We start from the raw sequence: 18,080 nt of genomic DNA, 5'->3' as shown, positions 1-18,080 counted from the left end.
AGCATTCCCCGCGGCCGCCAGGCACCGCCGCTGAAGGAGTGACAGATATGTCCGCACCAGCGCCGTCATCGCTGGCCATCGTCGCCGCCGAGCCCCTGCCCCGGCAGGACGAGGTCCTCACGGAAGCGGCCCTCGCCTTCGTGGCCGAGCTCCACCGGCGGTTCGCCCCCCGTCGCGCCGAGCTCCTCGCCCGTCGCGCCGAGCGCCGCGCCGAGATCGCCCGTACTTCCACCCTCGACTTCCTCCCGGACACCGCACAGGTCCGCGAGGGCGACTGGAAGGTGGCGCCGGCCCCGGCCGCGCTGAACGACCGCCGTGTGGAGATCACCGGTCCGACGGACCGCAAGATGACCATCAACGCCCTGAACTCGGGCGCCAAGGTCTGGCTCGCCGACTTCGAGGACGCCTCGGCTCCCACCTGGGAGAACGTGGTCATCGGCCAGCTCAACCTGATCGACGCCTACGAGCGCCGCATCGACTTCACCGACGCCCGCACGGGCAAGGCGTACGCCCTCAAGCCCGCCGAGGAGCTCGCCACCGTCGTGATGCGCCCGCGCGGCTGGCACCTCCAGGAGCGCCACCTGCAGTTCGAGGGCGGCCCGGCCTCCGGCTCGCTCGTCGACTTCGGCCTGTACTTCTTCCACAACGCCAAGCGCCTCATCGCGCTCGGCAAGGGCCCGTACTTCTACCTGCCGAAGACCGAGTCGCACCTCGAGGCGCGCCTCTGGAACGAGATCTTCGTCTTCGCCCAGGACTACGTCGGCATCCCGCAGGGCACGGTCCGCGCGACCGTCCTGATCGAGACCATCACGGCCGCGTACGAGATGGACGAGATCCTCTACGAGCTGCGCGACCACGCGGCGGGCCTGAACGCCGGCCGCTGGGACTACCTCTTCTCCATCGTCAAGAACTTCCGTGACGGCGGCGAGAAGTTCGTCCTGCCGGACCGCAACGCGGTGACGATGACCGCTCCCTTCATGCGGGCGTACACCGAACTCCTCGTCAAGACCTGCCACAAGCGCGGCGCGCACGCCATCGGCGGCATGGCGGCCTTCATCCCGTCCCGCAAGGACGCCGAGATCAACAAGGTCGCCTTCGAGAAGGTCAAGGCCGACAAGGACCGCGAGGCCGGCGACGGTTTCGACGGCTCCTGGGTCGCCCACCCCGACCTGGTCCCGATCGCGATGGCCTCCTTCGACGCGGTCCTCGGCGACAACCCGAACCAGAAGAGCCGCCTGCGCGAGGACGTCTCCGTCGCCGCCGGCGAGCTCATCGCGATCGACTCCCTGGATGCGAAGCCCACCTACGACGGCCTGCGCAACGCCGTCCAGGTCGGCATCCGCTACATCGAGGCCTGGCTGCGTGGCCTCGGCGCCGTCGGCATCTTCGGCCTGATGGAGGACGCTGCCACCGCCGAGATCTCGCGCTCGCAGATCTGGCAGTGGATCAACGCCGGCGTGATCTTCGAGAACGGCAAGCTCGCGACCGCCGAGCTCACCCGCGAGGTGGCCACCGCCGAACTCGCCGCGATCCGCGCCGAGGTCGGCGAGGAAGCCTTCACCAACGGCAAGTGGCAGCAGGCCCACGACCTCCTCCTCCAGGTCTCCCTGGACGCGGACTACGCCGACTTCCTCACCCTCCCGGCGTACGACCAGCTCATCGGCTAGTCCAGAACCCCGACCGGCCCAGCACCTCGGCTGAAATTCGCACAGCAGCCGAACCAGACCGCGCCCCCGAAGCCCCACGGCTCCGGGGGCGCGGTCATGTCCGGAGCCAGGATCCAGACAGTCGGGCCGAACGACCGGTCGGTTGTTACTTGTTCGTAACTTGCCTGTACCTAGCGGTAACAAGCGGGGACATGGGAGTTTTCCGGTTACCACCGGCCGGAGGTAACCCCCACTTACCCAGCCATGCACCGGAGTTGTTCCCGACTTCGGCATGGCCGACCGCAGGAGTTCCGCAGTGATCGGATTCCGCAACGACAGCACGAACCGGACCGCCCGCAGTCGAGTGCGACGACTGGCCGGCATCGGGATGGCACTGCCGCTCGCCGCCGGGGCGCTGGTGGCCGGCGGGGCCGGGACGGCCGTGGCCGGGCCCGGGAGCGGGCCCACCGCCGTGGTGTCCATGGGCGACAGCTACATCTCCGGCGAGGCCGGACGCTGGAAGGGCAACAGCCTCACCAACAGCGGGAGCCGGACCGGCACCGACCGGGGATGGGTCAGCGGGAGCACCTACGACCCCTCGAAGGTGTACGGGGCCACGGCAGGCGGGTGCGACCGGTCCGACTCCGCCGAGGTGAAGAGCGCCGGGGCGATCGCCGACGTGGCCGTCAACCTCGCCTGCTCCGGGGCGACCTCGGAGAACGTGTTCCGCGCCTCGAACGGCGGCGTCGCCTTCAAGGGCGAGGCCCCGCAGGCCGATCAGCTCGCCGCCGTGGCCGCGAACAACAACGTCAAGGTCATCGCGCTGTCCATCGGCGGGAACGACCTCGGCTTCGCCGACATCATCAAGGAGTGCGCGTACGACTTCGTGCTGTGGAACTCCTACTGCTACGACGACCAGCAGTCGGTCGTCGACCAGAAGATGGACGCCGTCATGGCGAACGTCGGCAAGTCGGTCGACGAGGTACGGACCGTCATGCGGGGCGCCGGTTACGCCGACTCCTCGTACCGGATCGTGCTGCAGTCCTACCCGTCGCCGATCCCGCGCGGCACGGAGAACCGGTACACCCAGAGCGACTGGAGCCGGCTCAACAGCGGCGGCTGTCCCTTCTGGAACAAGGACTCGGACTGGGCGCGCGACTCGCTCGTGCCGCAGATCGCCGACCGCATCAGGGGGGTTGCCGCCGCCAAGGGAGTGCAGTTCCTGGACCTGCGGGACATGATGCAGGGCCGCGAGGTCTGCGCGAAGGCGAGCAAGCAGGTGACGACCGCGGCGCCGGCCTCGGCGAAGACGAGCGAGTGGGCGCGCTGGATCGACAGCAGCGAGACGCAGGGGCTGGTCCAGGAGTCCATGCACCCGAACTACTTCGGCCAGCTGGCGGCCGGGCGCTGCCTGGCGCTGGTAGTGGCCCAGCCGGCGAGCGGCGGATTCGGCTGCAAGAACACCGCCGGGGGCGACCAGACCGGGATGTACCTGACCCCTTCGTCCTGATCCCCTCCCCCCAATCCCCGCCCCGATATTGGGGTGACCCGGTTCGGCGCGGGCTGGCATGCTTCCGGGCATGTCAGCCCGCGCAGCACGTCCCAACGTCTACATCTCCGTCGACATCGAGGCGGACGGACCGATCCCCGGGCCGTACTCGATGATCAGCTTCGGCGCCGCCGTGGCCGGCCGGCAGAGCGGGCACTCGTATACGGCCGCCGATCCGGAACAGGACACCTTCTACCGCGAGTTGCGTCCCATCAGCGAGGCCTTCGTACCGGAGGCGCTCGCCGTCAGCGGGCTCGACCGGGACCGGCTGCTGAGCGAGGGCGCCGAACCGGCCGCCGCCATGGCCGAATTCCGCGCGTGGGTCCGGGAAGTCTCCGCCGGGGCCCAGCCGGTGATGTGCGGATACCCGGCCTCCTTCGACTGGACCTTCCTGTACTGGTACTTGATGAGCTTCGGCGGCGAGAGCCCCTTCGGGCACTCGGGCTGCCTGGACATGAAGACCCTCTACGCGACCAAGGCCCAGGTCCCGCTCCGCTCCGCCGTCAAGCGCCACATGCCCCCGCACCTCCTCTCCCGCCGCCCGCACACCCACCACGCGCTGGACGACGCGATCGAGCAGGCCGAGCTGATGAGCAGCCTGATGCTGTGGGAGCCGCCCGCCCGTTCCCCGCTGGTCACCCACGTCTCCTGGGGCCGGATGGAGGTCGAGGGGCTGCCGCCCGGCAAGGACTTCGTGCTGTACCCGGGCGGCGGTCGCGCCTGGGACTGGTCGCGGCACGGCACCCGGCACGAGCCGGGGATCCAGCCCGCCGACGTACGGGAACTCCTGGACCGGGGCTGCGCCGAGGTCGTCCTCAGCCGCGGAATGGAGCTGCGGCTCCACACCATGCCCGAGACGCTGAGCCTGCTCCAGGACGCCGGAGTCGGCGTCCACGTCGAGGAGACGACCGCGGCGGTCGCCCTCTACAACCGGCTGGCCGCCACCGAGCGGGTCGGCGGGCTCTTCCACTCCACCTGCTGAACGGGGCGGGCCTGCCCCGCACTCAGTCCGACAGCTCCGGCAGCAGGTCGCGCAGGGGGGTGCGGGCGCCTGTGCGGTAGGCCGTGCGGAAGGCGTCCGGGGTGAGGCGGGTGCGGAGCGTGTGCAGGGCTCGGGGGGCCGAGGCCGCGCGGGGGCGAGTGCGGGAGACCGCTCCCAGGAGGCGGGCGGCCTGCGCGTAGTGGGCCTGGTCCGCCTCCAGTTCGGCGAGGAGCTCCACCGAGAAGGCCGCTCCGAGCTGGTCGTCCAGCGCGAGCTGGGTCCGCAGGGCGCGCAGCAGTTCGGTGCGGGCCAGCGCCGGGCGGCCTTCGCGGCGCTGGACCAGGGCATGGGCGCAGCAGGTCCAGGATCGGGCCCACAGGTCGGCGGGGCCTTCCGGCGGGCCGTCCTCCAGCGGGACCGACAGCGGGTCGAAGTGGGCCACCGCCATGGTGTGCGCGGCTTCGAGCGCTTCGCGGCCGAGGCCGAAGTCGGGGTCGGCCGGCAGCAGTTCCAGTCCGTCGCGGAACTCCGCGGCGGCCTCCTCGTACCGGTGCTCCCACAGCGCGACCGTGCCCCGTACGTGCGCGAGGTAGGCCAGGCAGGTGTCCTCCCCCTCGTGTACGGCCGCGGCCCACGCCTCCACCAGCAGGGGGTCGGCGCCGTCCGACTCGCCGAAGCCGGCCACGAGCCAGGCCGCGAGCCACAGGGCCCGTGCGGGCCGGGGCGCGGGGTGCAGGGCCAGGGCCCGTTCCAGGTGGCGCCGCCCCTCCGCCACCATCCCGCACGCGGACCACAGGAACCACAGGGACACCGCGATCTCCAGGGCCGTGCCCGGACCGCTGGCGGAGAGCGGGTTCATGGCCGCGCGCAGTTCGGGGAGTTCCCGCAGGGCGAGGGCGCGCGCCTCCCGCTGCGCGCCCGCGCGCCACAGCTGCGCCGCCCGCTCGGCGACCACCCGACACCGCTCGTGGTGGCGCCGAGCGGTGGCCGCGCCGTCTCCGGCGGGCCCGTGCGCGAGCAGGCGGCCCGCGTAGGCCCGTACGGAGAGCGGCAGCCGGTAGCGGCCCGGCCCGACGTCCGCCAGCAGGCCGGGGGCCAGCCGCTGCAGCGCCTCGGCGGCGGTGTCCGGGGTGAGTTCCCCGAAGCCGCACACCTCGGCGACGGCCGCCCGGTCGAAGGGGCCGGCGAAGACGGAGAGCCGCTCCCAGAGCAGCCGTTCGGCGGGCGAGGCCAGCCGGTGGGACCGTTCGGCGTCGACTCGGGTGCTGCGGCCGGCGCCGCCCGCGAGGAAGGTCAGCGGGTCGGAGCCGAGTCTGCGGAGCGCCTGCGCCGGCGCGTACTGGTGCGCACGCCCCGCTGCGAGCTCCAGCGCGCCGGGGATCCCGTCGAGGGCCCGGCACAGCGCGGCCACGGCGGCCGCGTTGCGGTCGGTCAGCTCGAAGAAGGGGTCGGCGCCGCGGGCCCGTTCCTCGAAGAGCCGCACGGCCTCGTACCCGGCGACGGCCGCCACCGCAACCGCCACCGGAACCGGCGCCGAGGGGTACGCCGTTGGGGGCCGGTTCCGGGGGCCGGGCAGGGGCGGGGCCGCCGGAGGCACGGAGGGTGCGCAGGACACGGAGGATGCGCAGGACCCGGGCCCGGCCAGTGGCGGCACGGCCAGTGGCGGTACGGCGAGCACCGCCTCCCCCGCCAGCCGCAGCCGCCGCTGCGAGGTGGCCAGGATCCGCAGCCCCGGAAGGCGCGACAGCAGCCCCGCAGCGAGCCCCGGCCCCGCTTCCCCGAGCTGTTCGCACCCGTCGAGGACGAGCAGCGCCGCGCGCCCCGCCAGCCGGTCGGCGAGCTGGCTCTCCAGCTCCGCCCAGCGGCGCTCGGGCAGGGCCGCGAGGTCCAGCCAGTCGGCATCGAGCCCGTCCCGGCGGATCAGCGTGCGCACGGAGCGCACCGCGAGCCGGGTCTTGCCGATGCCGGCGGGGCCGGTGAGTGTCGTCAGGCGTTCGCCGGCCAGCAGCGAGGCGAGGGCGGTCAGCTCCCGCTCACGGCCGATGAAACTGGACAGTTCGGCGGGCACCGCAAGGCGCATCCCCACGCCGGTCTCCCCCACGCATCCTCCTGCGATGTCCGACAAGTACATACAACCACTCGTTCAACAGTTGAATGCACAAAGAAGGATGATCGGTTCATAATTTCGTTGTCTCGTCACCGACCGGGAGAACCACCAGGGGAAGGTATGAACTCGGCCAATTCCGCCATCGACGACATGGACCGGGCGCTCGTCCACGCACTCCAGCTCGCTCCCCGTGCGAGCTGGGAGCTGCTGGCACCGGTGCTGGGAGCACGCCCGGACACCCTGGCACGCCGCTGGGAGCGGCTCACCGGGGCCGGGGAGGCGTGGCTGACGGGGATAGGACTGCGGACCGGCGTCCGGCCGCCCTGCATGGCCTGGGTGGAGGTCACCTGCGCCCCGGGAACCTCCCCGCCCGTGGGCGACGCGCTCGTGGCGGATCCGTACACGCTCGGCGTGGAACACACCACCGGCGGCCGTGACCTGCTGGTCTTCCTGGCCCTCCCGGACCTGCCCGCGCTGTACCGGTACCTGTCCTCGCGAGTGCAGCTGATCCCGGGCGTGATCGGGACCCGCACCTCCATGGTGACCGCGGTGCACTACGCCCCCGACCGCTGGCGCCTGGACCAGCTGGCCCCGGGCCAGATCGACCTGCTGACCGGCCGGACCCGGCGTTCGGCACACGCCACCGCCCCGGCCACGGCCCCGGTCGCACCGCTCCAGCACGAGGACCGGCCGCTGGTACGGGCCCTGGCCTCCGACGCCCGGCGCAGCGTGGCCTCGCTGGCCCGGGAGTTCGAGATGAGCGAGTCGACCGTACGGCGCCGCCTGACGAAGCTGGAGGCCGGTCAGAGCCTGCGCTACAGCTGCGCCCTGGCGTCGGGGCTGTCGGGCTGGCCGGTGTCGGCGACGCTCTGGGCGGAGGCGGCCGAGTACGAACTGGCCGATTGCGCGGCGGCGGCCGCGGGACTGCGCGAGACCCGGACCTGCATGTCCGTCAGCGGGCCCTGGAACTTCATGATCAGCGTACGGCTGCGCACGGTGGAGGACCTCTCCCGCTACACCGCGGACCTCACCCGCCGGCTGCCGGGCCTGCGCATGCGGGACTCCGCGGTGTCCCTGCGCGTGCGCAAGTCGGAGGCGCAGGAACTGGGCCCGCGCGGCCACCGGTTGCGCACGGTCGTCCCGGACATCTGGTCCGACCCGGTCCCGCAGGGCGGCGCCTGAGCCTCCCTCAGGCCGGCGCCCCGCCCGGAGGAGCGGCCCGCCGGAACCCGCAAACGCGCACGGCGGTGCGGACGCCACACCCGCAGTGGGTGGCGTACGCACCGCCGTTCGGCACTGTCCGGCCGGGCCGGGCCCGGTCAGTGCACCGGCACCGGTTCCGGGCCGGCGGCTTGGGCCGCGCCCTTCTTGGTGCCGAGGTGGTTGAAGGCCAGGTTCAGCGCGATGGCCACGACGCAGCCGGTGCTGATGCCTGAGTCGAGGACGACCAACAGGTCCTTCGGGAAGGCGTGGTAGAAGCCGGGGGCCGCGATCGGGATCAGGCCGATGCCGAGGGCGGCGGCGACGATCAGGGCGTTCTCGCCCTTCTCCATGGCCGCGCCGGCCAGGGTCTGGATGCCGCTTGCGGCCACCGAGCCGAAGAGGACGATGCCCGCGCCGCCGAGCACCGGGAGCGGGACGACTCCGATGACGGAGGCGGCGATCGGACACAGGCCCAGCAGGATCAGGATGCCGCCGCCGGCCGCGACGACGAACCGGCTGCGCACCTTGGTCATGGCGACCAGGCCGATGTTCTGCGCGAAGGCGCTGCACATGAACCCGTTGAACAGCGGGCTGATCGCGCTGCCGAGGGCGTCGGCCCGCAGGCCGCCCTCGATGGTCTTCTCGTCGGCGGGACGGCCCACGATCTTGCCCAGCGCCAGGATGTCGGCGGTGGACTCCGTCATGCACACGAGCATCACGATGCACATCGAGATGATGGCGGCGACCTGGAACTGCGGGGCGCCGAAGTGGAACGGGGTCGGGAAGCCCACGAAGTCGGCGTTCCTGACGGCGTCGAGGTTGGTCATGCCCAGGGGCAGCGCGATGAGCGTGCCGGCGACCAGGCCGAGCAGGATGGATATCTGCTGGAGGAACCCGCGCAGGAACTTGCGCATCAGCAGGACGATCGCGAGGGTGACCGCGGCCATCCCGATGTTCTGCATCGAGCCGTAGTCGGTGGCGGTGCGGTTCCCGCCCTGCGACCAGTTGAAGGACACGGGGAGCAGCGAGACGCCGATCAGGGTGATGACCGTACCGGTGACCACCGGCGGGAAGAACCTGACCAGCTTGCCGAAGTACGGGGCGGCGAAGAAGCCGAGGACTCCGGCGACGATGATCGCGCCGAAGATGACGGGGACGGCGTTGTCGCCGGCCCCCTTGCCGATGGCGATCATCGGGGTCACGCCGGCGAACGAAACGCCGTTGACGAAGGGGAGTTTGGCGCCGATCTTCCAGAACCCGAGGGTCTGGAGGAGGGTCGCGAGCCCTGCGGTGAAGAGCGAGGCGCCCATCAGGAAGGCGGTCTCGGTGGCCGAGAGGCCGACCGCCGGGCCGACGATCATGGGCGGGGCGACGACACCCGCGTACATGGCGGCCACGTGCTGGAGCCCGCTGGTGAACATCTTCAACGGAGGCAAGGTCTCGTCGACCGGATGCTTCCCCTCCGCCGGTACTACGACTGCATCTTTGCGAAACCCAGGCGTTGCGGCCACGGTTTCCTCCGCTCGGTTAGTCACGTCGGCAGGGACGTGAGTGTCTTGGAGGTGGTGCTGAAGCGGTGCTAGTCGAGCCTGTATTGAGTTGTGGGTGACGCTCGTGGTGCGCGGCTCGGTGCTTGGCGCTGGGTGCTTGGCGCTCGGCACTCGGCGCCGAATGTTCGTCCCAAGGGGTACGGAATTTGAGCTGGCGGTGCCGTGGCAGTGGCGCGGTTCACGAGCTGGGGAGCAAGTGTCACGAGTCACCGCCCCCGGGGGCGCCTTCGGAAAAATCCTCAGGCGCTACCCGGGAACGGCTGCCGCGGACCCCGCTCGGGTCCACGGCCGCCGGACGAGGGCCGTCCCCCCCGTCCGGACTCCGTGGGATCAGGCCTGCGCAGGCCAGATCGCTAAGAATGCAGTCGCGCGAGGCGCTGGGCCTCTTCCCGGGTGGACACGGCGATCGCGTCCTCGTCGGCGAAGAGAAGACGGTTGTTCTCGACGATCTGCTTGCCGTTGACCAGCGAGAGGGTCACGGGAGCGGCAGCTCCGAAGACCAGGGCGGTGACCGGGTCTGCGATGGAGGAGTGGGCCAGCGTGCTCAGGTTCCACATCACCAGGTCGGCGCACTTGCCGACCTCGAGCGAGCCGATGTTGTCGGCGCGGCCGAGGACTTGGGCGCCACCGTACGTACCGAGGCGCAGGGCCTGGCGCGCGTTGAGGGCGCGCTCGCGGTGGACCGGGTTCAGGCGGTTGATGAGCAGCGCGTTGCGCAGTTCGGTGTGCAGTTCGCCCGACTCGTTGGAGGCGGTGCCGTCCACGCCGAGGCCGACCGGGACGCCGGCGGCGAGCATGTCCGGGACGCGGGCGATGCCGGCGGCCAGACGGGCGTTGGAGGACGGGCAGTGCGCGACACCGGTCCTGGTACGGGCGAACGCGGCGATGTCGGAGTCGTTCATGTGGACGCTGTGCGCCATCCACACGTCCTCGCCGAGCCAGCCGGTCGACTCGAAGTAGTCGGTCGGGCCCATGCCGAACAGTTCCTTGCAGAACTGCTCCTCCTCGACGGTCTCGCTGCCGTGCGTGTGCATGCGCACACCGAGGCGGCGGGCCAGCTCGGCGCCCTGCTTCAGCAGCTCAGTGGAGACCGAGAAGGGGGAGCACGGGGCGACGGCGACCTGAGTCATCGCGTCGAAGGAGTAGTCGTGATGCTTCTTGACGGTCGCCTCGGTGTCGGCGAGCGCGCCTTCGAGGGTCTCGACCGCGTGGTCCGGCGGCAGGCCGCCGTCCTTCACGCTGCGGTCCATGGAACCGCGGGCGAGGGTGAAGCGGACGCCCATCTCGGACGCGGCGCGGATGATCGACCCGGAGAGGTCGCCCGAGCCCTTGGGGAAGACGTAGTGGTGGTCCATGGCGGTGGTGACGCCGCCCTTGGCCATCATCGCCAGGGAGCCCTGGGCCGCCGTGTACGTCATCTGCTCGTCGATGCGCGCCCAGGTCGGGTACAGCGCGACGAGCCAGTTGAAGAGGTTGTGGTCGGTGGCCAGACCACGCGTGATCCACTGGTAGAAGTGGTGGTGCGTGTTGACCAGACCGGGGGTCACGAGGTGTCCGGTGCCGTCGATGCGACGGACTGTGTTGACGAGGTTCTCGGGGGCCCTGCCCGCACCGATGGCCTCGATCCTGTTACCGGCGACCACGACATGGCCCGAGGCGTACTCGGTGTCGTTGGCGTCGACGGTTGCAATCGCACAGTTTTCGATGACGATGCGCTCTACAGCGCTGTCACGGGCTGCCGATGCTGTCATGGGACTTCCTCGTGCTTTCAGTGGCGGTACGGGCACGGCAAAACCCTGGGGATTTGAGTGCCGGAGCCGGGGGCCTTGGCAGCTGACAGTACTGCCGCCCCATATGTTGCTACCGGGTGCCGAGATTCACGAAGTGTGGATGTCTGACGGGCCGGGTGATGCACCGTCCCGGGGCCACTGCGGAGCCCCGGGACGCGCGTGCCACATCAGAGGTTGGTCATGTCCACGGGGATACGGGCGTCGACGCCGTCGCGGAGAACCGTCGCTTCGATCAGACCGTACGGGCGGTCCGCGGCGAAGTAGACCTCGTTGTCGTTCTTGAGACCGAAGGGCTCGAGGTCGACGAGGAAGTGGTGCTTGTTCGGGAGCGAGAAGCGAACCTCGTCGATCTCCGAACGGTGGTTGATGATGCGCGAACCCATCTGGTACAGGGTCTGCTGCAGCGACAGGGAGTAGGTCTCCGCGAAGGCCTGCAGCATGTGCTTGCGGGTCTCGGCGTAGGACTTCTCCCAGTTGGGCATCCGCTGGTCGTCGTCCGACCAGCTGAAGCGCCAGCGGGCCGACACCTGGGTGGCGAGGATGCGGTCGTACGCTTCCTTCAGGGTCGTGTACTTGTCCTTCACGTAACCCCAGAACTCGGAGTTCGTGGAGTTCATGACGACGAGGTCCTTGAGGCCGGAGATGACCTCCCAGTTCTTGCCGTCGTACGTGATCTGCGTGACCCGGGTCTCGCCGCCGTTGCGGACGAACGAGTGGTTCACCTCGTCGGAGCCGATGAACTTGGAGTTCGCGTCCGAGGTGGCGATCCGGGACCAGGAGTACTCCTCGATCCGGATGCGCGCCCTGTGGATCGGCTCCTGGCTGTTGACGAACCAACGCGCCAGGTGGATGCCGAACTGCTCGGCGGACTCGATGCCGTACTCCTTGGCGAAGGCGTACACCGTGTTCTTGGTGGTGTCCGTCGGCAGGCAGTTGGCGTTCGAACCGGAGTAGTGGACGTCGTCCATGTCACCCGAGAGGGCGACCGAGACGTTCAGGTCCTTGATGTGGTGGGTGTCGCCGTCCCGCGTGATCTTGACTACGCGGTTCTCTGCTTTGCCGTACTGGTTCTGGCCCAGAATGGTGGCCATGCTAGCTCCCTCGGTAAACGGAGTAGCCGAACGGGTTGAGCAGCAGCGGTACGTGATAGTGCTCGCCCGGGTTCACCGCGAAGGTGATGGTGACCTCGGGGAAGAACGCACCGCTGTCCCTTACGCGGGGGGCGTCCTGCTGTGCCTCGGCGGCTTGCTTCTTGGAGAAGTACGTCTCGGTCTCGAAGTCGAGACGCACGTGGGTGGTGCCCTCCGGCAGGGCCGGCAGGTCCTTGCAGCGCCCGTCCACATCGGTGGCGGAGCCGCCCAGGGCCGCCCACTCACCGTCGAGACCCGTACGGGCCGACAGGGAGATCGCGACGCCTTCGGCGGGCTTTCCGATGCTGGTGTCCAGGATGTGCGTGGACACCGACGCGGTGGTCTCAGTGCTCATGCTCGGTCTTACTCTCCTTCTACGGATTCCACGAGACGGGTCAGGCGAATCCGGTTGATCTTGACGAGCTCGCCACGAGCGATTTCCCGCTCCTGTTCCGGCGAGTTCTCGATCCGGACCTTGACCGCGTCCCGCATGAACTCACCGGTCGCACCGGTGGCGCAGATGAGGAAGACGTGGCCGAACTTGTCCTGGTAGGCCAGGTTCAGTTCGAGGAGCTCGTTCTTGAGCTCCTCCGAGGCACCGGCCATGCCACGCTGCTCGCGGGCGGAGGTCGGGTCTCCCGGCTTCGGGCGGCCGATCGGCGCGTGGCCTCCCATGGCCTCGGCCAGGTCCTCGGCGGTGAGCTCGGCCATGGCCGCCTCGTTCGCGGAGAACAGGGTTTCGGCGCTGGTGAAGGGGCGCTGGGCGAGCAGCTTGCTCCCCCATGCCGAACTGGCGCACACCTCGTGGAGCTCGGCCGTGGCCGCGCTGTCGTCCAAGGTGTTGAACCGGGTGAGACCCGGGGTCGGACTCGAAGTCACGGTAGGCCTCCGTGGCCTTGTTGCTTTGACGGGCTGGGCATAGCTAACGCCCTCGACAACACGGCGTCAACACTTTGTTGAAACTTCCCGTACACAAAAGCCGCCGCCCGGGTGAATTGGGCGGCGGCTCGTCACTCTGAGTCAGGTCGGCTTCACGTTTGGTTCGCTTTGTTGGGTCCTTTGGGAGCATTCGAGTCCCGGTTCAAATAGTTGTACACCGTGAACCGGCTGACACCCAGGGCTCCCGCGACCGTCTCCACGCCGTGCCGGACGGAAAAAGCGCCGCGCGCCTCGAGTATCCGTACGGTGTCCTGCTTGGTCTTCCGGTCGAGCTGGGACAACGGTACGCCGTGCCGGCGCTCCAGCGCCGCCAGGATGTGATCCAGCGAGTCCGAGAGCTGCGGAAGCCGTACGGCCAGCAGGTCCTCGCCCTCCCAGGCGAGCACGACGTCGTCGGGCTGGGCCAGGGCGGGATCCATCAGCTCCCCGCCCATCGCGTCCACCAGCGGCTTGATCGCCGCGACGAACGGGTGATCACGGGGCTCGGTCATGGGGTCTCCTCCCCGATCACGTTGACCTGGAGCGAGACGCGCGTCGCTCCGGCCGCCAGCGCGTCGCGCAGCAGCGCGGTGACCGCGCTCAGCACCTCGTCGGTCTCCCCTTCGGCCGTGTTTCCGAACGGGCCGACATCCACCGCGTCCAGTTGGGCCTTCTGGATGACCTCGCGAGCGGCCACGGCATGGGCAGGGGCCTCTTCGAGATCGAAGGGCTCGGTCGTGAACTCCACTCTCAATCGCACGTCGCTCAAGCTACCCGGCAGTCCGGACTTTTCGGCAGTCGGTACTTGACAAGTGAGACACCGGGCTTGCAGTCTTCCATCAGGCAGAAACTAACTTCCGCAATACGGAAGGAGCGCACACCCCTCATGGGATACACGGACCAGCGCTTCGATGTAAATCTTTCGATCCTCTTCACGGAACTCCCGCTCCTGGAGCGTCCCGCGGCTGCCGCCGCAGCGGGCTTCACGGCGGTCGAGCTGTGGTGGCCCTGGATCGAGACCCCCACCCCCGCACAGGAGGAGCTCGACGCTCTCAAGAAGGCTCTTGAGGACGCCGGGACCCAGCTGGTGGGCCTGAACTTCTACGCCGGCCAGCTGCCGGGTCCGGACCGCGGTGCGGTTTCGGTTCCCGGTGAGGAGTCGGAGCGCTTCAACGCCAACATCAACGTGGCGGCGGACTTCGCCGCCTCGGTCGGCTGCAAGGCGCTGAACGCCCTCTACGGCAACCGCGTCGAGGGTGTGGACCCGGCCGTCCAGGACGAGCTCGCCCTGAAGAACCTGGTCGTGGCGGCCCAGGCCGCGGACCGCGTCGGCGCGATCCTCCTGATCGAGACCCTGAACAAGCCCGAGTCGCCGCTCTACCCCCTGGTGAGCGCCCCGGCCGGCATCGAGGTAGTGGACAAGGTGAACGAGGCCACCGGCCTCGGCAACGCCAAGTTCCTGCTCGACCTGTACCACCTGGCGATGAACGATGAGGACCTCTCCGAGGTCATCGAAAAGTACGCCGCCAAGACCGGGCACGTCCAGATTGCGGACAAGCCGGGACGAGGTGCCCCCGGCACCGGCGACCTGCCTCTCGAAGAGCTGCTCGACCAGCTCCAGAAGGCCGGTTACAACGGTTATGTCGGTCTTGAGTACAAGGCCGCAGACGCCGCCGCGTCCTTCGCGTTCCTGCCGGCCGAGGCCCGCGCCGCGAAGTAAGCGGAAAAGTCCGGGCGAACAGCCAGGCACCACACGAACTTTTCGTACAAAGCATTAAGAGAAGGACCCTCATCATGAGCAACCTCCCCAAGATCGCGTGGATCGGTCTCGGCATCATGGGCTCCCCCATGGCCGAGAACCTCCTGAAGGCCGGTTACTCGGTCACCGGCTTCACGCTGGAGCAGGACAAGCTGGACCGCCTGGCCGCCGCCGGTGGCTCCGCCGCCGGTTCGATCGCCGACGCCGTGGCCGACGCCGACGTCATCATCACGATGGTGCCCGCGTCCCCGCACGTCGAGGCCATCTCCTACGGTGAGAACGGCATCCTCGAGAACGCCAAGTCCGGCGCGCTGATCATCGACATGTCGTCGATCACCCCGCAGACCTCGATCGACCTGGCGAAGAACGCCGCCGCCAAGGGCATCCGCGTCATCGACGCTCCGGTGTCCGGTGGCGAGGCCGGTGCCATCGAGGCCGTCCTGTCGATCATGGTGGGTGGCGAGCAGGCCGACTTCGACGAGGCCCTCCCGATCCTCGAGGCCCTCGGCAAGGTCATCGTCCTGTGCGGCCCGCACGGCTCCGGCCAGACGGTGAAGGCTGCCAACCAGCTCATCGTCGCGGTGAACATCCAGGCGTGCGCCGAGGCCGTCGTCTTCCTCGAGAAGTCGGGCGTGAACCTCGAAGCCGCTCTGGACGTGCTCAACGGCGGTCTGGCCGGCTCCACGGTCCTGACCCGCAAGAAGGCCAACTTCCTGAACCGCGACTTCAAGCCCGGTTTCCGGATCGACCTGCACCACAAGGACATGGGCATCGTCACCGACGCCGCCCGCAACGTGGGTGCGGCCCTCCCGGTCGGCGCTGTCGTCGCCCAGCTGGTCGCCTCGCTGCGCGCCCAGGGTGACGGTGGCCTGGACCACTCCGCGCTGCTCCGTGCGGTCGAGCGCCTCTCCGGCGCCCAGATCTGATCCCGCGGCCCGCTTGCGGGCCGCAGCTCCACTCCCCTTCGGGGGACCTGAGTTTCCGGATGGTGCCGGTGCTGACACCTGTCCTGTCGCGCCCAAGCGCCGGCACCGTCCGGATTACCTCTCCCGCCATCTTTCTTTTCAACAAACTGTTGACGTCGAGTTCAAGTCGAAATTAGGCTGTTCCGCATGACGGAAGACGAATTCCGTCAGCAGTTCCCCGTACGGAAGGTCACCATGTCGAAGCGCACGCTGACGACCGAGTCTGGCGCCCCGGTCGCCGACAACCAGAACTCCGCTACCGCCGGCGTCGGTGGCCCCATCCTGGTCCAGGACCAGCAGCTCCTCGAGAAGCTTGCCCGCTTCAACCGTGAGCGCATCCCGGAGCGTGTGGTGCACGCCCGCGGCTCCGCCGCGTACGGTCACTTCGAGGTGACCGACGACGTCACCGCGTACACCAGCGCCGCGTTCCTGAACACGGTCGGCAAGAAGACCGAGACCTTCCTGCGGTTCTCCACCGTGGCCGACTCGCTGGGTGGCTCGGACGCGGTCCGCGACCCGCGCGGCTTCGCGCTGAAGTTCTACACCGAAGAGGGCAACTACGACCTCGTCGGCAACAACACCCCGGTGTTCTTCATCAAGGACCCGATCAAGTTCCCCGACTTCATCCACTCCCAGAAGCGCGACCCCTTCACGGGCAAGCAGGAGCCGGACAACGTCTGGGACTTCTGGGCGCACGCCCCCGAGGCGACGCACCAGATCACCTGGCTCATGGGTGACCGCGGTATCCCGGCGTCGTACCGTCACATGAACGGCTACGGCTCCCACACGTACCAGTGGACCAACGAGCAGGGCGAGGCCTTCTTCGTCAAGTACCACTTCAAGACGAACCAGGGCATCCGCTGCCTCTCCGGTGACCAGGCCGCCGAGCTCGTCGGCAAGGACGGCAACTCGCACCAGACCGACCTGCTCCAGGCGATCGAGCGCGGTGTGAACCCGAGCTGGACCCTCTACGTCCAGATCATGCCCGCCGCCGAGGCCGCGGACTACCGCTTCAACCCGTTCGACATCACCAAGGTGTGGCCGCACAGCGACTACCCGCTGCAGCGCGTCGGCCGTCTTGTCCTGGACAAGAACCCCGACAACGTCTTCGCCGAGGTCGAGCAGTCCGCGTTCTCCCCGAACAACTTCGTCCCGGGCATCACCGCCTCGCCGGACAAGATGCTCCAGGGCCGTCTGTTCGCGTACGCCGACGCCCAGCGCTACCGCCTCGGTGTGAACCACACCCTGCTGCCGGTCAACGCCCCGAAGGCGACCAAGGCCGACAACTACGGCCGCGACGGCGTCATGGCGCTGCGCAACGGCTCGCGCCACGACAAGAACTACGAGCCCAACTCGTACCAGGGTCCGGCCGAGACCGGTCTGGCGCTGGGCGCCCCGAAGGCCGTCTCCGGCTACACGGGCACCCACGAGGCTCCGCTGCACACCAAGGACGACCACTTCTTCCAGGCCGGTGAGCTCTACCGCCTGATGTCCGAGGCCGAGAAGCAGCGTCTGGTGGCGAACATCGCCGGCGGCCTGTCCCAGGTCACCATCGAGGACGTCATCGAGAAGAACCTGGCTCACTTCCACGCCGCCGACGCCGACTACGGCAAGCGCGTCGAGGAGGCCGTTCGCGCCCTGCGCGACGCCTGAGCCGAAAAAGCTTCACCGGGGGCCTGACGGGAGGTCAGGTCCCGGGTGACGAGCCCACACTGCGGACCCGGATGAGGGGTGGTACGCGGTGAGGGCGGACTGCGCCAGTCCTTGCGGCTGGCGCCGCGTGGGGACCGTGGCGAGCGTGCGAGCCAGTGCGGTGGTAATGGGTTCCGAGGCCCGTCTCTTGACCTGAGGGAGACGAAGCCGGAGTTCTCGTCGTCCGCCCGCCACGGTCCCAGCCAAATCCTCCTCATATACACAGGGGCCACGCACAGAGCCCCCTGTGTATATAGGGGACAACCTCCCCCACCTTCTCCGCCCGGTGGTGCGAACGTCCTGTCGCGCCAGCCTCGTACCGTCGGGCGGTACCAAACCAGAGAGCCGAGTCACGGACGGTCCCGTGACTCGGCTCTTTGTCATGTCCGGGTGTGGTCCAGCAGCCCCTCGAAGCGGGTCCGCCACATGGCCTCCTGGCCAGGCCCTCCTCGACGCGCACGCGGCGCCCGGGGTGTCGGCCGGTGACGCCGGGCTGGCCCGCGCGTCCCCTGCTGGAGGCGGCCGTCTGCTCCCTCCCCAGGGCGCGCCCTCGGCCGCCCCCACCGGCCCTGTCGCCAGGCAGCACCTGGAGGCGTACCGCGCGCCGGCCGGGGCCGCCGTGGCCTACGAGGCGCTGCTGAACGACCTGCTGCGACACCTCGGCGCGCAGGGCGGGCCCACGCTCCCGCGCGAGACCTCGGCCGGGCCGGGGACGCGGCCGGGGACGCGACCTCCTTCACGCATCTGTTGAACGAGGAGCTGAGGGTGCTCGGGCCCGACCATCCGGAC

16 protein-coding genes are annotated in these 18,080 nt (G+C 69.4%); 8 read left to right on the top strand and 8 right to left on the bottom strand.

Translation table 11 applies throughout. The annotated features are described in order from the left end of the window. Positions 1 to 47 precede the first annotated feature (47 nt). The 3 genes from aceB to OG490_RS29775 all read left to right on the top strand — a co-directional run bounded on the left by aceB (position 48) and on the right by OG490_RS29775 (position 4,177). Positions 48 to 1,667: a malate synthase A gene (aceB, locus tag OG490_RS29785; protein ID WP_330299352.1), complete on the top strand. Its 1,620-nt coding sequence runs from the start codon at positions 48 to 50 to the stop codon at positions 1,665 to 1,667. A gap of 295 nt (positions 1,668 to 1,962) precedes the next feature. Further along, entirely contained in the window at positions 1,963 to 3,156 is a 1,194-nt protein-coding gene (locus tag OG490_RS29780) for a GDSL-type esterase/lipase family protein (RefSeq protein ID WP_330299351.1), read from the top strand. A gap of 70 nt (positions 3,157 to 3,226) precedes the next feature. Further along, complete coding sequence (locus tag OG490_RS29775; protein WP_330299350.1) at positions 3,227 to 4,177, top strand: MTH938/NDUFAF3 family protein; 951 nt, start codon at positions 3,227 to 3,229, stop codon at positions 4,175 to 4,177. A 22-nt stretch (positions 4,178 to 4,199) separates the two neighbouring features. Here the strand turns inward: OG490_RS29775 and OG490_RS29770 are convergent, their stop codons facing one another. Further along, complete coding sequence (locus OG490_RS29770) at positions 4,200 to 6,263, bottom strand: ATP-binding protein (RefSeq protein ID WP_330299349.1); 2,064 nt, start codon at positions 6,261 to 6,263, stop codon at positions 4,200 to 4,202. A gap of 141 nt (positions 6,264 to 6,404) precedes the next feature. Between OG490_RS29770 and OG490_RS29765 the strand changes: the two genes are divergently transcribed. Next, complete coding sequence (locus OG490_RS29765; protein WP_330299348.1) at positions 6,405 to 7,466, top strand: Lrp/AsnC family transcriptional regulator; 1,062 nt, start codon at positions 6,405 to 6,407, stop codon at positions 7,464 to 7,466. 137 nt (positions 7,467 to 7,603) lie between these two features. On the opposite strand, the gene OG490_RS29760 is transcribed toward OG490_RS29765, so the two are convergent. The 7 genes from OG490_RS29760 to OG490_RS29730 form a co-directional block, all read right to left on the bottom strand. After that, positions 7,604 to 8,998, bottom strand: coding sequence for a nucleobase:cation symporter-2 family protein (locus OG490_RS29760; protein ID WP_330299347.1), 1,395 nt, complete (start codon positions 8,996 to 8,998; stop codon positions 7,604 to 7,606). A gap of 392 nt (positions 8,999 to 9,390) precedes the next feature. Continuing rightward, positions 9,391 to 10,788: an 8-oxoguanine deaminase gene (locus OG490_RS29755; protein WP_330299346.1), complete on the bottom strand. Its 1,398-nt coding sequence runs from the start codon at positions 10,786 to 10,788 to the stop codon at positions 9,391 to 9,393. Between the two features lie 206 nt (positions 10,789 to 10,994). After that, positions 10,995 to 11,918, bottom strand: a complete 924-nt coding sequence (gene pucL, locus OG490_RS29750; RefSeq protein ID WP_330299345.1) for a factor-independent urate hydroxylase — start codon at positions 11,916 to 11,918, stop codon at positions 10,995 to 10,997. A 1-nt stretch (position 11,919) separates the two neighbouring features. After that, a complete protein-coding gene (gene uraH / locus OG490_RS29745; protein ID WP_243339130.1) occupies positions 11,920 to 12,312 on the bottom strand; it encodes a hydroxyisourate hydrolase in 393 nt (130 codons plus the stop codon). An 8-nt stretch (positions 12,313 to 12,320) separates the two neighbouring features. After that, on the bottom strand, positions 12,321 to 12,836 hold the full coding sequence (gene uraD / locus OG490_RS29740) for a 2-oxo-4-hydroxy-4-carboxy-5-ureidoimidazoline decarboxylase (RefSeq protein ID WP_330299344.1): 516 nt from the start codon (positions 12,834 to 12,836) through the stop codon (positions 12,321 to 12,323). A gap of 152 nt (positions 12,837 to 12,988) precedes the next feature. Next, positions 12,989 to 13,387, bottom strand: a complete 399-nt coding sequence (locus tag OG490_RS29735) for a helix-turn-helix domain-containing protein (protein WP_330299343.1) — start codon at positions 13,385 to 13,387, stop codon at positions 12,989 to 12,991. Continuing rightward, on the bottom strand, positions 13,384 to 13,635 hold the full coding sequence (locus OG490_RS29730; protein WP_330299342.1) for a thiamine-binding protein: 252 nt from the start codon (positions 13,633 to 13,635) through the stop codon (positions 13,384 to 13,386). Before OG490_RS29730 ends, OG490_RS29735 begins: the two co-directional genes overlap by 4 nt. 126 nt (positions 13,636 to 13,761) lie before the next feature. Here OG490_RS29730 and OG490_RS29725 point away from each other — a divergent pair, with 126 nt between their 5' ends. The 4 genes from OG490_RS29725 (at position 13,762) to OG490_RS29710 (ending at position 18,042) form a co-directional block, all read left to right on the top strand. Further along, positions 13,762 to 14,595: a TIM barrel protein gene (locus OG490_RS29725; RefSeq protein WP_330299341.1), complete on the top strand. Its 834-nt coding sequence runs from the start codon at positions 13,762 to 13,764 to the stop codon at positions 14,593 to 14,595. Positions 14,596 to 14,669: 74 nt separating this feature from the next. Beyond that, on the top strand, positions 14,670 to 15,560 hold the full coding sequence (locus tag OG490_RS29720; protein WP_330299340.1) for a 2-hydroxy-3-oxopropionate reductase: 891 nt from the start codon (positions 14,670 to 14,672) through the stop codon (positions 15,558 to 15,560). Between the two features lie 234 nt (positions 15,561 to 15,794). Beyond that, the gene (locus tag OG490_RS29715) at positions 15,795 to 17,252 is read left to right on the top strand and encodes a catalase (protein ID WP_330301122.1); all 1,458 of its coding nucleotides are present in this window, start codon (positions 15,795 to 15,797) and stop codon (positions 17,250 to 17,252) included. Between the two features lie 511 nt (positions 17,253 to 17,763). Beyond that, positions 17,764 to 18,042 (top strand): hypothetical protein, encoded by a 279-nt coding sequence (locus OG490_RS29710; RefSeq protein ID WP_330299339.1) that lies wholly within the window; start codon positions 17,764 to 17,766, stop codon positions 18,040 to 18,042. Positions 18,043 to 18,080: the final 38 nt, after the last annotated feature.

The sequence above is a fragment of the Streptomyces sp. NBC_00503 genome (assembly GCF_036346895.1).
Lineage (GTDB): Bacteria > Actinomycetota > Actinomycetes > Streptomycetales > Streptomycetaceae > Streptomyces.
The sequence above is the reverse complement of the archived record's forward strand: the minus strand, read 5'-3'. Positions and strand labels throughout refer to the sequence as shown.

Coding starts and splice junctions, on each gene's coding strand:
- aceB (WP_330299352.1), top strand. CDS start 48: ATGTCCGCACCAGCGCCGTCATCGCTGGCCATCGTCGCCGCCGAGCCC.
- OG490_RS29775 (WP_330299350.1), top strand. CDS start 3,227: ATGTCAGCCCGCGCAGCACGTCCCAACGTCTACATCTCCGTCGACATC.
- OG490_RS29765 (WP_330299348.1), top strand. CDS start 6,405: ATGAACTCGGCCAATTCCGCCATCGACGACATGGACCGGGCGCTCGTC.
- OG490_RS29755 (WP_330299346.1), bottom strand. CDS start 10,788: ATGACAGCATCGGCAGCCCGTGACAGCGCTGTAGAGCGCATCGTCATC.
- pucL (WP_330299345.1), bottom strand. CDS start 11,918: ATGGCCACCATTCTGGGCCAGAACCAGTACGGCAAAGCAGAGAACCGC.
- uraH (WP_243339130.1), bottom strand. CDS start 12,312: ATGAGCACTGAGACCACCGCGTCGGTGTCCACGCACATCCTGGACACC.
- OG490_RS29735 (WP_330299343.1), bottom strand. CDS start 13,387: ATGACCGAGCCCCGTGATCACCCGTTCGTCGCGGCGATCAAGCCGCTG.
- OG490_RS29725 (WP_330299341.1), top strand. CDS start 13,762: ATGGGATACACGGACCAGCGCTTCGATGTAAATCTTTCGATCCTCTTC.
- OG490_RS29720 (WP_330299340.1), top strand. CDS start 14,670: ATGAGCAACCTCCCCAAGATCGCGTGGATCGGTCTCGGCATCATGGGC.
- OG490_RS29715 (WP_330301122.1), top strand. CDS start 15,795: ATGTCGAAGCGCACGCTGACGACCGAGTCTGGCGCCCCGGTCGCCGAC.